General features: G+C 40.1%; 13 protein-coding genes. 8 read left to right on the top strand and 5 right to left on the bottom strand.

Annotated features, from left to right (window positions below; translation table 11 throughout):
• Positions 1–5: 5 nt before the first annotated feature.
• Positions 6–575 (bottom strand): PilZ domain-containing protein, encoded by a 570-nt coding sequence (locus FTV11_RS06020; protein ID WP_078192054.1) that lies wholly within the window; start codon positions 573–575, stop codon positions 6–8.
• A gap of 28 nt (positions 576–603) precedes the next feature.
• Between FTV11_RS06020 and FTV11_RS06015 the strand changes: the two genes are divergently transcribed.
• The 3 genes from FTV11_RS06015 to FTV11_RS06005 all read left to right on the top strand — a co-directional run bounded on the left by FTV11_RS06015 (position 604) and on the right by FTV11_RS06005 (position 5,080).
• Positions 604–1,839, top strand: a complete 1,236-nt coding sequence (locus FTV11_RS06015) for a lipoprotein-releasing ABC transporter permease subunit (protein ID WP_180026964.1) — start codon at positions 604–606, stop codon at positions 1,837–1,839.
• On the top strand, positions 1,832–2,515 hold the full coding sequence (gene lolD / locus FTV11_RS06010) for a lipoprotein-releasing ABC transporter ATP-binding protein LolD (RefSeq protein ID WP_078192053.1): 684 nt from the start codon (positions 1,832–1,834) through the stop codon (positions 2,513–2,515). Before FTV11_RS06015 ends, lolD begins: the two co-directional genes overlap by 8 nt.
• Positions 2,516–2,620: 105 nt before the next feature.
• Positions 2,621–5,080 (top strand): DNA internalization-related competence protein ComEC/Rec2, encoded by a 2,460-nt coding sequence (locus tag FTV11_RS06005; protein WP_180008948.1) that lies wholly within the window; start codon positions 2,621–2,623, stop codon positions 5,078–5,080.
• 31 nt (positions 5,081–5,111) lie between these two features.
• On the opposite strand, the gene FTV11_RS06000 is transcribed toward FTV11_RS06005, so the two are convergent.
• Positions 5,112–6,083 carry a lysophospholipid acyltransferase family protein gene (locus tag FTV11_RS06000; RefSeq protein WP_180008950.1) on the bottom strand — a complete coding sequence of 324 codons (972 nt, stop codon included), beginning with the start codon at positions 6,081–6,083 and terminating at the stop codon, positions 5,112–5,114.
• A gap of 127 nt (positions 6,084–6,210) precedes the next feature.
• Between FTV11_RS06000 and sppA the strand changes: the two genes are divergently transcribed.
• Positions 6,211–7,236, top strand: coding sequence for a signal peptide peptidase SppA (sppA, locus tag FTV11_RS05995; protein ID WP_078190385.1), 1,026 nt, complete (start codon positions 6,211–6,213; stop codon positions 7,234–7,236).
• A complete protein-coding gene (locus FTV11_RS05990; RefSeq protein ID WP_180008952.1) occupies positions 7,233–8,042 on the top strand; it encodes an alpha/beta fold hydrolase in 810 nt (269 codons plus the stop codon). The genes sppA and FTV11_RS05990 overlap by 4 nt, the downstream gene beginning before the upstream one ends.
• Positions 8,043–8,119: 77 nt before the next feature.
• Here the strand turns inward: FTV11_RS05990 and FTV11_RS05985 are convergent, their stop codons facing one another.
• From FTV11_RS05985 to purM, 3 genes are all read right to left on the bottom strand, one after another.
• The gene (locus tag FTV11_RS05985; protein WP_078192049.1) at positions 8,120–8,557 is read right to left on the bottom strand and encodes an META domain-containing protein; all 438 of its coding nucleotides are present in this window, start codon (positions 8,555–8,557) and stop codon (positions 8,120–8,122) included.
• A gap of 294 nt (positions 8,558–8,851) precedes the next feature.
• Positions 8,852–9,481 carry a phosphoribosylglycinamide formyltransferase gene (gene purN / locus FTV11_RS05980; RefSeq protein ID WP_180008955.1) on the bottom strand — a complete coding sequence of 210 codons (630 nt, stop codon included), beginning with the start codon at positions 9,479–9,481 and terminating at the stop codon, positions 8,852–8,854.
• A gap of 9 nt (positions 9,482–9,490) precedes the next feature.
• On the bottom strand, positions 9,491–10,561 hold the full coding sequence (gene purM / locus FTV11_RS05975; protein ID WP_078190382.1) for a phosphoribosylformylglycinamidine cyclo-ligase: 1,071 nt from the start codon (positions 10,559–10,561) through the stop codon (positions 9,491–9,493).
• A gap of 134 nt (positions 10,562–10,695) precedes the next feature.
• Here purM and cxpE point away from each other — a divergent pair, with 134 nt between their 5' ends.
• From cxpE to rbtA, 3 genes are all read left to right on the top strand, one after another.
• Positions 10,696–11,913 carry a chloramphenicol efflux transporter CxpE gene (gene cxpE, locus FTV11_RS05970; RefSeq protein WP_111883943.1) on the top strand — a complete coding sequence of 406 codons (1,218 nt, stop codon included), beginning with the start codon at positions 10,696–10,698 and terminating at the stop codon, positions 11,911–11,913.
• 18 nt (positions 11,914–11,931) lie between these two features.
• A complete protein-coding gene (gene hda / locus FTV11_RS05965; protein WP_078190380.1) occupies positions 11,932–12,636 on the top strand; it encodes a DnaA regulatory inactivator Hda in 705 nt (234 codons plus the stop codon).
• 118 nt (positions 12,637–12,754) lie between these two features.
• Positions 12,755–14,566: a rhombotarget A gene (gene rbtA / locus FTV11_RS05960; protein WP_180073587.1), complete on the top strand. Its 1,812-nt coding sequence runs from the start codon at positions 12,755–12,757 to the stop codon at positions 14,564–14,566.
• The last annotated feature ends 7 nt before the right edge of the window (positions 14,567–14,573 follow it).

The following is a 14,573-nucleotide window of genomic DNA, read 5'->3' as shown; positions in this document are numbered from 1 at the left end:
AAAAATCACTCTTTGTTTTGGGTCAGTGCGATACACTCTGCAAGTTTGACGCGGTCTTGAGGGAGCAGTGTGATAAAATAGGCACCCGTACGGTATAAGTTGCTTTCTTCTTCACGGCTATAAACCACTTGCGCAGTTGCCGCAATATGGAAGAAATTTTCAGGGTGGCTTAAGGTCACATGGATATAAGTACCTTCTTTAATCGCGCGTTCGCTAAAAAAGCTCAAACCAGTCTCTGAAAAATTCACATGCTCAGGCACTGGTAACATGCTTTGTACAATTGCGTCGTATAAAGAACCCGTAATAAGGTTTAACTTTTGGTTAAATAAGGATAAGATTCGAGCAATTTGTTGATCTTTCTCAGCTAATTGTTCTAATTCGTAGTTGAGTGCATGATCAAATTGATCTAATTCAGCAAGTAGTAGAAAATAGCGCGGCAATACAAAATTAGGATCGTAAGGATCATTCAGTGCAACATCATCAGAGATAATCTGATAGTTGATGCGCAAAGCAGCATCGATACGCGACATTACACGGCGTTCAGTTTGAACGCTTTGATGCTGTAAGTTTTCCATAATATATATTACCTCGGACTAGATGGTTATGTTTAAACCAATCTCGCTGTATATAGGGTTGAGATACACTCGCGCTCGGCGCAGTAACCACTTTATTTCTTTTATTGCTCTGGTATCCATGATCGGCCTCACGCTTGGTGTGGCAGTCCTTATTACAGTTTTATCTGTGATGAATGGTTTCGATCGTGAGCTGAAAACTCGTGTCTTAGGAATGATACCTCAAGCCACTGTTTCTTCAACACAAATTTTAACAAATTGGCCTGAACTTGCAAAAAAAATTGAGCAGCATGAGCATGTTCAAGGTGTCGCACCATTCACCCAATTACAGGGAATGTTGACGGCACAAGGTCAAGTGTCTGGCATTATGGTCAGTGGGATTGAACCGCAGTATGAAAAAAAGGTATCAATTATCCAAGACCATATGGTGGAAGGTAGTATCGATAACCTGAAAAAAGGTGAGTTTGGTATTGTCCTTGGCAAGCAAATGACAGATGCCTTAGGTTTAGGCTTGAATGACAGTGTGACCTTAGTTCTTCCTGAAGCAACACCTTCTCCGGCTGGGGTCGTTCCGCGTTTTAAACGATTTAAAATTGTGGGTATTTTCAGTATTGGTGCGGAAGTTGATTCGATGATGGGCTATGTAGCTCTGAACGATGCGTCGACTTTATTAAAACTGCCAGATGGTGCACAAGGCATCCGTATGAAGTTGGATGATATTTTTGCAGCACCACAAGTCTCTCAAGAAATTGTGCGTGATCTACCAGCAAACTTCTATGCTTCAGATTGGACTTATACACACGGCAACCTGTTCAGTGCGATTCAAATGGAAAAGGCAATGGTAAGTTTATTGCTGTTCCTGATTGTATTGGTTGCAGCATTTAATATCGTGTCTTCATTGGTGATGGTGGTCACTGATAAAAAATCCGATATTGCCATTTTGCGTACACTAGGCGCTTCACCGGCTACAATCACGCGGATCTTTATGGTGCAAGGTACAGTGATTGGGGTGATTGGTACGGTGTCTGGGGCAATTTTAGGGATTATCGCTGCATCTAGTATTAGTAATTTAGTTGGTTGGTTGAATACAACACTGGGCTTAAATATGTTTGATGCTTACTTCATTAACTATTTACCGTCTTATTTAAGATGGCAAGATGTTGTGGTGATTGTGTCCTTATCATTGGGTCTTAGCTTTATCGCGACTATTTATCCGGCTTTACGTGCAGCTAAAGTTCAACCTGCAGAGGCTCTACGCTATGAGTAATTTAGTTTTAGATGCCCAAAACATTACCAAATCTTTTACCGATGGGAAGTCTACAGTCGATGTGATTCGTGGACTTTCATTACAAGTCAAAGCGGGTGAGTTTGTTTCGATTGTGGGGTCAAGTGGTTCTGGTAAAAGTACGTTGTTGCATGTATTGGGTGGCTTAGATCGTCCAACATCGGGTCAAGTGTTGATTAATGGTCAACGCTTTGACACTTTAGGTGAAGCAGAGCGTGGATATATTCGTAATGAGCATTTAGGTTTTGTATATCAATTCCATCACTTACTACCTGAATTTACCGCCTTTGAAAATGTGGCGATGCCATTAATGTTACGGAAGTCGAGTAACTTCAAAGAAGTCAAGCAGCAAGCTGAATACCTGTTGGAACGTGTTGGACTTTCCCACCGCATGACGCACAAACCCGGCGAACTTTCAGGCGGTGAACGTCAACGTGTGGCTTTGGCCCGTGCATTGGTAGCAAGACCTAAGTTGATGATGGCTGATGAGCCAACAGGGAACTTAGACCGAAAAACCGCAGTGAAGATTTTTGAGTTGCTATCTGAGTTGCGTAAAGAATTTAACATGGCCATGTTAATCGTGACCCATGATGAATATTTAGCTCAATCTGCTGATGCGATTTTGCATATGCAAGATGGTTTATGGGTTGATGACTAAGCGCTAAATTGATTTCGCAAAAATTAGTGGATTAAGATTGTTTGATTGAAGCTCACCTCGGTGGGCTTTATTATTGCCAGCACATAATAAAAATAATGATGACTCATGTTGCAAAGCTTTTGTATTGGCTGGATTTTAGGCATTTCTTTTATGGGTTTCAGGTTTTGGAATCCACAACTCTCGACAGCTCAGTTGCTTTTTATTGTCCTGATTTGGCTAGGTTTACAGCTTGGTATTTCATCAAAACTAAAAAGTATTTTTTCGAAAATCTTACAGCTCAGTACAAATCTATGCATGGGTGCAATTCTCGGCTTCAGTTTCGCCAATACTCAACTTGATCAGCGTTTGGCATTGGTTGAGCATCAGAGCAGACAAGGCGAGTTTATTGTGTATATCCCACAAATTAGCCAACTCAAAGACCAAGCGATACATCAAAAAGTCGAAGTGCTAAATGTGAATCAGCAGATTCAATATTTTATGGCGTATTTACCCAATTCGATTTTGCAAAATAATGACCAGACGATCCAGCTAGTTCCCGGGCAATACTATCGCATGTATGGTGAGTTACGGCCTACACAGAGTTATGTGACCGAAGGTGCATTTGATCAAGAACGGTGGAGCATACAGCAAAATATACATGCCAGTTTAAAGGTGAAGTCAGTCGAATTGATACCACCCCAACATATGACTGCAATGGGCTATGGTCATCAGTATCAACGACATCAAGGTGTGTTGCATCAGTTCAAAATAAAAGTCGAACAGCAGCGTTTATATTTAAGAGCGTTTATATATCAACAACCACTACGAAATCATGGCTTGCTGCTAGCACTGCTTACTGGTGATAAAAGTTTACTCACTGAAGGCACCAGTGAATTATTTCAACGCTTTGGCATGAGTCATTTACTAGCGATCTCTGGTCCGCATGTACTGGTTTTTGCCAGCATGCTCTGTTGGGCGATGCAGTTGGGTATCCGTAAATATTGTCCCAAAATTTATCTCAAATGGCCTAAACAATATGTATTGGTCGTGCCCTTTATCTTCTGTGTCCTTTTATATTGTGCATTTACCGGTTTTGAAATACCAGCACTAAGAACGCTGACGATCTGCCTTGTCGCAAGTAGCATGCTTTTGTTACGGCAAACCATTCAGCCTTTTCAACTGCTGGTTTTTAGTGCCGCAATTTTATTGCTCGTGGATCCCTTTAGTATTTTATCCGCGGCATTTTGGTTGTCTTATGGCGCATGCTTTATTTTACTGCGGATATATCAAACCTTAAGGATGCATTTACTGGCTCAAGCGGAAGTCAGTTTTTGGCAAAAGTTAAAGCATTCAATGTGGTTGATGGTGGAATCACAATGGAAAATCTTTGTCGCCTTATTTCCATTGATGGTGATTTTTTTCAAGCAAGTGACTTGGATTAGCCCATTAAGTAATTTATTCGCCATCCCGTGGTTAGGGGCTGTGGTGGTTCCTTTAGATATCATCGGAGGGGCACTTTCTTATATTTCTACACCTTTGGCGCATTTGGTCTTTTTATTCAATGATCTGTGTTTAGAAGTGTTGCATGTATTTCTCTATGGCTTAGATCGACTCTTTGCACCACAAATGCAAGATGTCGCATTGACGTCAACTCAGATCGTACTGTTGATACTCGTTATAGTAATCTTATTTTTACCTGAAGGAATCTTGCCAAAATATTGGGCGGTCATTGCCTTTTTTGCTCTGTTTATCCCATGGAGAAATTCAGCAAATTTTCAGCTTTCAATTTTAGATGTGGGGCAAGGGCAGGCGATCTACATCCGATCTGTAGATCATCATATGATGGTGGACTTCGGTGGAAACTATGATGAAAATAAATTTAGTGTTGGGCAAAATATCATCCGGCCATTTTTGAGTGTGCAAGGTGTCCATCGACTAGATCGGGTGTTATTGACTCATTTAGATCAAGACCATAGTGGTGGCTTTTTCTCATTGGAGCAACAGCTTGATATTGGACAGCTTTCAAGTAATGAGCGGGTACAAACCATAAACCAAGCTCCACAGCGCTTATGTCAGCGTGGTCAGCAGTGGAATTGGGATCAGCAAGTATATTTTGAAATACTCTCGCCAAAGCCTGAAGATCTGACAAATGCTCAATGGAATGCCAATGAACGTTCTTGTGTTCTATATGTCACGGTCAAAGGCGTCAATGGCCCACGACATTTTCTATTGATGGGGGATGCGGGTTGGGAGACGGAATATCAAATGTTAAGTGATTATCCAGACCTAAAAGTCGATGTCTTGGTGCTTGGACACCATGGTAGTCGGCACAGTTCATCCTATGCGTTTTTAAACCATTTTAAGCCCAAGTTGGCGATTGCTTCCGCAGGTCGCTTTAATCGTTATGGACATCCTGCAAAGATGACCCAAACACGTCTCAAACAATTAGACATTCCACTCTTGCAAACTGCACAAAGTGGAAGTATTCATTTCAAGCAAAATAAACAACAAATTGAACTAATTGAAGAGCGTACAAAGTATAAATGGCTCGATCTATATCGCAGGCTATCTAAAGAATCTGAATAGAAAACTGCTTCAAGTGTATTGCTTGAAAATGTCATTCTGTCACATTTTTAATTTTTTGCTGTCTTTGATATTCCTCACGAATATCACGAATGCGTTGAGCGGCTTCCTCATCACTAATATTGTATAGATTTCTCAATTTTGGATTGGCTTTAAAGCGTTTATAGCTCCAGTGATAATGTTCTGGATAACGATGAATTAAATCTTCCACTGCTTTAAAAATAACCATTGAGCCATCATCTGCATTGCCTTGATAAATATTGTCATCGATAGGTTCGATATGCATATCAAAACCATGATTATCATTACGAATGGCGTACAGTAAGAGCGCACGTGCTTTGGTTTTTTGAATTAGTTTTGCACTTAAGTTGCTGGTTTTTAGTGGAATACCAAAGTATGGAATCATTTCACCGCCGGCATTGGGGGTATGGTCTGGCAAAATCACCGTCGTCCCACCTTGTTTTAAGGCTTTGAAAATTTGACGTACACCTGATTCATCCGTAGGAACCAATATTGCTTGCTCACGGCTTCGAGCAGCACGGACAAAATTGTTGGCAGATTCACTTTTTACCGGCTTGTACATGATGGTCATTTGAGTGTACTGCGCAACCCATGCATTCATGATTTCCCAAGTACCAAAATGTGGTACCACGAGTACAACGCCTTTTTGTAGGGCGAGCGCTTCATGTAAATATTCAGCGCCATGTACGTGATGAATTCGTTGAATATTTTTTTCTGTACTTGCACCCCAAATGTTAAAAAATTCAAAATAAGAACAAAGTTCGTTTCGAATCGCTTGTTTAGTGAGTTGAATGCGAGCTGACTCTGATAATTCAGGCAATGCAATTTTAAGATTGCGTTGAATCGTAGAGTAGGTTTTAGAGATTTTTAAAACATTGACTAACCCAGCCAAACCTTTTGCAATTAATCTAGAAATTTGAATAGGTTGACGGCTGATAAATTTTAACAGGTGATATGTGGTGTCCTGTGAATTTTGGTCGGTCATCTTATTTAAGTCTGAAAGAAATGAAAGAAAATTTAAAATAATTATAGGGGAAAATGAATTGATTAGACAGTTATAGCGATTAGCGTGTATATAATGACTACAAATTAACGATCAAATGGGTTTTTTTATGTCCGAATGGCCACCAAAACCTGAAGAAAAACAGCAAAGTTCTTCAAACAATATCCAGCAGCCAACTGGAAATGAATGGAAAATATTAGAAAAAGCCGTGCTTTCTTCCGTTGAGGAACAACGTAGAGCACGTAGATGGGGTATATTTTTTAAATTTTTAACCTTTGCTTATTTGCTATTTATTATCATTGCGATGGCGAAAAGTTGCAGCATGTCATCATCAGATCCTGCAGCAACAGCGGGTTCACATATTGCCGTGGTTGATATCATTGGGACCATTGCAGCGGACAAGCAAAGTGTAAACAGCGCAAATACCATCAAAGCTTTGAAAAAAGCTTATGAAAATAAACAAAGCAAAGCGGTTGTTTTAAATATTAATTCACCGGGTGGTTCACCTGTTCAGTCTGATGAAATCTGGCAAGAAATTCAGTACTTGAAAAAAGCCCATACCGATAAAAAACTGTATGCCATTATTGGTGATACAGGCGCTTCAGGTGCGTACTATATTGCTTCTGCCGCAGATGAAATTATTGTCAATCCTTCAAGTTTAGTGGGTTCAATTGGCGTGATCATGCCGAACTATGGCGTTAGTGGTTTGATGCAAAAGTTTGGTGTAGAAGATCGCACCATGACTTCGGGTGAGAACAAAGCGATTTTATCCATGACTCAACCTGTCGATGCTGCACAAAAAGCACATGTTCAAGGTGTACTCGATAACGTTCATGCGCATTTTATTAATGCCGTGAAAGAAGGTCGCGGTAAGAAATTAAAATCGAATGATCCGGCTATTTTCTCAGGTTTATTTTGGACAGGTGATCAGGCTGTGAAGCTGGGTATTGCTGACCGTACAGGTAGTTTAAATAGCCTGAAACGTGAGTTGAAAACTGAAAAAGCTGTGAACTACACCATTGAAAATAGTCCATTTGATTCTGTACTTGGTCGTATGGGAAGTTCATTTGGTCAAGGTTTGGCAAGCGCATTGTCACAACAGGTTCAATCTGAAAACAGCACGAAGTTACAATGAAACCGTTAATTCATTTTGCGCACGCCAATGGCGTGCCATCACTGGTTTATCAAAAATTGTTTGATTTATTGAGTGATGAATATGATGTGATCTATGTGCCGCTACTTGGGCCAGATAAGCGTTACCCAATCGATAACCATTGGAAGAGCTTAACACAGCAAGTCATTGATAGTATTGTACGTCAGGCCAATGGTCGTAAGGTGATTGGATTAGGTCACTCATTAGGTTCGGTTTTAACATTTCAGGCTGCGTTACAACGCCCAGAATTGTTTGAACAAGTGTTAATGATTGATCCGCCTATGATCATGGGTAAAGAGTCTTTTGCTTTGCACATTGCAAAACTCCTCAAACTCAAAGTTGTCGATAAAATGTCGCCCGCAGGCTTGTCGAAACGTCGTCGTGATCATTGGGACAGTCGTGAACAAGCAGCGGAGCTTTTAAGGCCGAAAGGTTTTTATAAAGATTTCGATCCAGACTGTTATCAAGCTTATATTGATTATGCCTTGATGGACGATAAACTGCGTGGTGGGGTGGAGTTGACGATTTCACGTGATGATGAGGTTCATATTTTTCGAACCAATCCTTCACTGTGGTGGTTACCTCAGACTCAACCACAAGTGCCTGTGCAGCAGTTAATTGCAGAGCAGGGGCCATTTTTAGCTCGGCACTTTCCACAAAAGGTTGAGAAAAAATTTGGGATTCCATTTAAAGTTGTTGCGGGGAGTCATATGTTCCCATTGGAACATCCTGTGGAAACTGTTGAATTGATCAAAGATTTACTTAAATTGCCTAAGCGTCATCATTAAAGCTTAAAAACGACAACACAAAAAAAAGCACTCTATAGAGTGCTTTTTTTATGAATGAAACATTCTACTTTTGAGATTTATTTCGCATTTTCAAATTGTAAAACAACTTTGTTGTTGGCATCTAAAAATTTCAAATGATCTTTAGAGGCATCATAATGAGTAACTTGGCTCAATGCCTGCGAAAAATGTTGAGGAATATTTGTCGCAGTCAAACACGCTCTTTGTGTTGTAGCAAGGTTTGAAAATTGGATTTTTGTGTTTTGCACAGCGTAACCGCCCATGAATCGATTACAACCATCAGAACCACTTACACGAGTATCGTCGAAAGTGATGGTGGGTACGTTCGAATTGTTAGGGTCAGCTTCAAGCTTAACGCCTTGAATTTCACTCGCAACCCAATTTTTGTTTTGTAATTTATCTAAATTACGATCAGTAGCCGGATTTGATGTCGTAGCACAACCAATCATACCCAGTGTTATACATGCACAAGTCGCCAGTGTGATGGATTTTAACATGTGATTTTCTCCACTTTTTTTGAAGGATGTAATATTTCTAGATTTATAAGGTTTACTAATTGCAATATAAGCTTATTATTTTAATGATGCTAAAAGCTTTAATTTAACTAAAAACTACATATTGATCATAAAGTTGAACATTCTGCAAAAATGGATTTTAGATTTTAGATTTTAGATTTTAGATTTTAGATTTTAGATTTTAGATTTTAGATTTTAGTAATAAATAGAGTTTTATTTGGCACTGAAAAACAAAACGCACCCTAAGATGCGTTGATTGTTAAATTATACAGTTGCTTAGAACTTACAGAATTGAACAGGTTGTTGCAAAGGCTCGCCACGATATAAAACACCGTTTTCAGTGTGTTGAATGGTGCCATTACAAATCCATTCTGCCACTTGAGGGTAAATCACATGCTCAAGCACGTGAACCCGATCTGCCAGACTTTCAGCATGATCATGCACATTGACTTTAAGTACGCCTTGAGCAAGCGCTTGACCAGCATCCAGCTCTGCAGTCACATAGTGAACTGTACAGCCATGGAAGACATCACCGGTGTTTAAAACACGTTGATGAGTATGCATGCCTTTATAATTTGGCAGCAGAGAAGGGTGGATGTTAATCATTTTTCCTTCCCATGCTTTGACAAATTTTGCGCTTAAAATGCGCATAAAGCCTGCTAAAATGACCAAATCAACATCCCAGTCGAGCAGTTGTTGATGCATCACATCATCAAAAGCTTCACGACTTGGATATTGTTTATGTTCAATGACTGCAGTTGCAATCTTTGCTTTTTCTGCACGTTGCAGTGCAAAAGCGTCAGGTCTATTGGAAATCACCCCAACGATTTGACCTGATAGATTGGCATCGATCAGGGCTTGCAGGTTAGATCCGCTGCCTGAAACAAGTACAGCAATTTTAATCATGAACGTTGCTTATGCGAAAACTACACGGATTTTTTCGTCAGCGCCTTCAACAGATTCAGCATTATCTGCAATGTGACCCATTGTGAATGCTTTTTCGCCAAGGCTATTGAGTAATTCAACAGTTTTGTCAGCATCGGCTGCATCAACCACGAGAACCATACCTACGCCACAGTTAAATGTGCGGTACATTTCAAATTGTTCAACACCACCTTCTTTTTGAAGTAGTTTGAATAATTCTGGCCATTCCCAAGATGCTTCATTGACTACCGCTTGAGCACCATTTGGCAGTACGCGAGGTAAGTTACCCGGTAAACCGCCGCCTGTGATGTGCGCCATAGCGTGTACATCCACTTCTTTCAATAACTGAAGAATTGGTTTTACATAAATACGTGTTGGTTCCATTGCTGTATCTGCAAGTGGACGACCATCAACGATTTGAGTAAGGTCAACGTTTTTCACATCTAAAATTTTACGAAGAAGTGAGTAACCGTTTGAGTGTGCGCCAGAAGATGCAACACCAACTAAAACGTCACCCGCTTTAACTTTAGAGCCATCAATAATTTTGCTTTGCTCAACTACACCTACGCAGAAACCTGCAAGGTCATAGTCTTCGCCTTCATACATACCTGGCATTTCAGCAGTTTCACCGCCAACCAATGCACAGCCTGCAAGTTCACAACCCGCACCGATACCAGTTACAACATTTGCTGCAACGTCAACGTTGAGGTGGCCAGTTGCATAGTAGTCAAGGAAGAACAGTGGTTCAGCACCACATACAAGAAGATCGTTTACGCACATTGCAACCAAGTCTTGACCAATTGTGTCATGACGGTTCAAATTCAATGCTAAACGTAATTTTGTACCAACACCATCTGTGCCAGATACGAGAACAGGTTCTTCATAACCTTTAGGAATTTTACAAAGAGCGCCGAAGCCGCCTAGGCCGCCCATTACTTCAGGACGTGCAGTACGTTTCGCGACAGATTTGATACGATCGACTAACGCGTCGCCCGCTTCAATGTCGACACCTGCATCTTTGTAGCTTAAACCAGTGTTTGGGGTAGAAGTTGAGTTGCTCATAATGAAGTCTCCGCATTCGCGCGGGGATTATAACCTGAATATGCAAAACTCTTATGCTATTTCGCACTAAAATGTTATCTTTATTAAAATATTTTCCTTTCTATAACGATTACATTGAAAAAAGGTGACTTTATATGGGTGATCGCACCTTGCGCCGAATATTTATTCTTGCTGGGATAGCATTGATCATATGGGTTTTATACTTATTAAAGCCTGTAGTTGTTCCTTTTATCGGCGCATTTCTAATTGCATATTTATTTAGCCCTTTAGTCGATAAATTACATAATATTGGCTTGCCGCGCTGGTTATCTATCAGTTTGGTCTTTATTGGAATTGGTGTCGCTATATTCCTTGCAATGTGGTTCCTCGTACCACTGGTATGGGAACAGTTGATGTATGCGAAAAACAATATTCCAAACAATATTCATTGGGTCAACTATACATTCCTGCCGTGGTTATCAGAGACATTTAATCTTGTACCGATGGAAATTGATACAGAGCAAATGTCAGCAGCGATCATGGAGTATATTCAAACCAACTATAGTGCAGACAGTATCCAAGCCATGTTGTTAAAAGTGGCACAATCGGGTCTGAATTTCATACAGATTGGTGGCACGATTGTCTTAATTCCAATCATAGCTTTCTATTTCTTATTAGATTGGGAACGAATGTTAGAAAACATGCGTCGACTTATTCCACGTAAATATGAAAAAAGCACGCTCACAATCGTGGGCGAATGTCATGAAGTTTTAGGTGCATTTGTAAAAGGCCAATTCTTGGTAATGTTCTTATTGGGCGTTGTTTATGCGGTTGGACTCCAATTAGTCGGTATTGAGGTCGGCATCATCATCGGGATGATTGCGGGTCTAGCCAGTATTATTCCGTATTTGGGTTTTGCGGTTGGTATTATTTCGGCAATTGTGGCTTGCCTGTTCCAATTCGGTTTGGATTGGGTGCATTTGGCCTTAGTACTGGTGGTATTCATGGTAGGGCAGGCAATAGAAGGTTATATTTTACAGCCTTTCTTATTAGGCGACAAAATTGGTTTGTCTCCTGTGGCAGTGGTATTTGCAGTCCTTGCAGGCGCGCAATTGGCAGGACTCCTCGGAATGCTCATTGCACTACCCGTTGCAGCGATTATTGTGGTCTTATTACGTCATGCACGCGAAAATTACGAGAAAAGTAATTTATACCGAAATGATGTACTTGTCGTAAATGATGCTGCAAGTGGCACTTTAAACGTAGAAACCAATCAAGTTGCTGTCGATATTGAGCTCAAAAATCAGTCTGCAAATTCGCTGCAAGATCCTGAAATTTCGAGTAACATTGAACGATCAGAACATAAAGATTGATAAGGCCAAAATATAGATATGCGTCAATTGCAGCTAGATATAGAACCACAACTCGATGCTCGAATTAGTGATTTTTCTGGGCCGAGTTGGGGGCATGTAATCGATGGTGTTCGTCAGTTACATGCTGGTTTAATGAATCGTTTCTATATCTATGGTGGAGCTGGCACAGGAAAAAGCCATTTACTGTCTGCAATATGTGACTCCTATTTAGAAATTGGTAAATCAGCAATTCAAGTTTCATTGCTTGAATTGCTCGATGCTCCCACTGAAGCGATTACTTCGCTCGATCGCTATGACTTGGTGGCTTTAGACGATATTGAAGCGATTAGCGGAGTTCCACATTGGCAAAAAGCTGTTTTTCACCTGATTAATTATAATAACGAAGAAGGTGGTCAATTGGTCTTTTCATCTCGGCTGGCGCCCATTGAACTCAAACTTGAACTGCCAGATTTACAGTCTCGATTAACTCAGGCTGTCAGTGTAAAAGTACCAAATGGTAGTTTATACGCAGACCGACAAGCACTCGTAAACTCTGTTTTGGCGCGACGTGGCATCCATATGGATCAACAAATTGTAGATTATTTGTTGGCACATGGGCCGCATCAGGCGTCTATTTTACTTCGCTCTTTAGAACAACTGATTCAGATGTTAAAAGGTGAAAAAGTCAAATTGAGTCATGCCAATTTAAGACAAATTTTTGCCCTAATTGATGAATATCGGTAAGCAATAAAAATTCTTGAGTAATTACTCAAGCTGTGACAAAGTACATAAAAATATTTTAATGTTGCAAGGATTGTGCAACTTAAGAATAAAAAGATAAAAAATATTTAAGGAGATGGATATGCTCAAACAGAGCATAGGCATTGGCATGCTTCTCATGGCAGGTCATGCATTTAGCGCAGAAATTACCGTTACAACCACTGAAGATGTTGTAAAGGATGACAAGGAATGTTCACTTCGTGAAGCCATAGAATATATCAATAATGGTATGCCAGAAGCCGGATATAATGGTTGCGGGGGGAAAGACGCCTATGCCTCAATTTCTCTGAAAAAAAATGAAGTTTATAAACTCACTAAAAAAATTGATATTAAAGCAGAACTGAATCTGAAAACGGCGTATGACAGTAACGTCAATGAAGATGTCGTACTCGGTCTTAATAATGCCGTCATTGAAATGACCGGTAAGGATCAAATTTTTAATATTAATGACGGCGAAAAAGAACTAATTGCGATCAATTTTAAAGAAATTTCATTTAAAGGATGTAAGCAAGATCAGTGCGCTGATAAAGGCGGCATCCTTTTTAATAATGAAAAACTCACACTTGAAAATGTAAAGTTTGAAGATGGTAATGCACGACTTGGTGGTGCAATCTACAATGTTGGATTCTCAGAAGATGGCGCAGCTGTAGCAAGCCGTCTGTATATGCGAACCACAATTTTTCAAAACAACAAAGCGGTAGATGGTGGTGCAATTTACTCAGAAGCACCGGCTTATGAAATCTATACATCTTTGTTCAAAAATAATGAAAGCACTTCTGGTCGAGCGATTGTTTACAATCAAAATGGGCTCGCAGACATCAGTAAGTTGGTGTTCAGTAACCCTCAAAATATCATTGCCAATAGCACCTTTTTCAAAAACAAAGGTTTTGCTGTCAACTTACGTGATGGTTTAGCACTCAATAATATTACAGTACTGAAGAACAGTGGCGGTATCGAACTAAATAGTACCTCTGAGCATGCTTATTTAGCCAATAGTGTGGTGATTGGTAATGCGCTCAGTGGTACCGCTCAAGATTGTAAAGTCGTGAACTCAGGAACAGACCAATCTGTTTTTTATAACAACTTAGTGGCTGCGAGTTGTCCTGTTGGGCCTGCTGCAAATTTAAATGATGTATGGTCTGGGACGAGTTTAATTGCGGGTGAAGATGAAGGTAGCTGTAAAACCTTAACAGAAGATCGTAATGCACTTTTCTGTCCATTTACCACAGCAAATAACGCATTTATTGGTTATTTACGTCCTCGTATTTTATTAGATTACGAAACGATTTTCTCAAGCCCGATATTAAATAAGGGGAAGACCACAGCAGATGGCAATGAGCATCATGTGTATTGTGAGTCTTCTGATCAGCGTGGAAAAAATCGTAATTTGGATGATGTTTGGTGTGATCGTGGGGCTATCGAAATTGTGGTTCCTGTGAGCATGCCTCGCTTAGGTAAAGACATACGTACAGGTGAAGTGGCGAAGTTTAATATCTTAGATGCTTTAGGTGACAGTGATTTAATTCCAAAAGAAGAATGTACAAAAGTGATGGGTATGGCAAATCCAACAGGTGAGCCATGGCAAGATGGTTGTCCAATAGTTGTACAAAGCACCGAATCAAAAGGTAAATTTACACTGAATTTGAATGGTGATTTTGAATACACGCCAAATGGAAATTGGCATGGCGCAGATATTTTTGAATTGCGTGTGGTGACGTCTTCAACCCGTTTTAATACTTCGGCAAAAAATTATTTAGCTGCAGAAGTGCGTATTTTCCAAGAACCAAACAATGAAATGGAAAGTAAAACCGTTAAAACTTCGGGTGGTGCTCTAGGCTGGGCGAGTATTTTTGCGCTGCTTGGCTTAGTTGGATTTCGTCGCTTTAAAAAATAGTCTGGAT

The sequence above is a fragment of the Acinetobacter sp. YH12231 genome (assembly GCF_013417755.1).
GTDB lineage: Bacteria > Pseudomonadota > Gammaproteobacteria > Pseudomonadales > Moraxellaceae > Acinetobacter > Acinetobacter amyesii.
The sequence above is the reverse complement of the archived record's forward strand: the minus strand, read 5'-3'. Positions and strand labels throughout refer to the sequence as shown.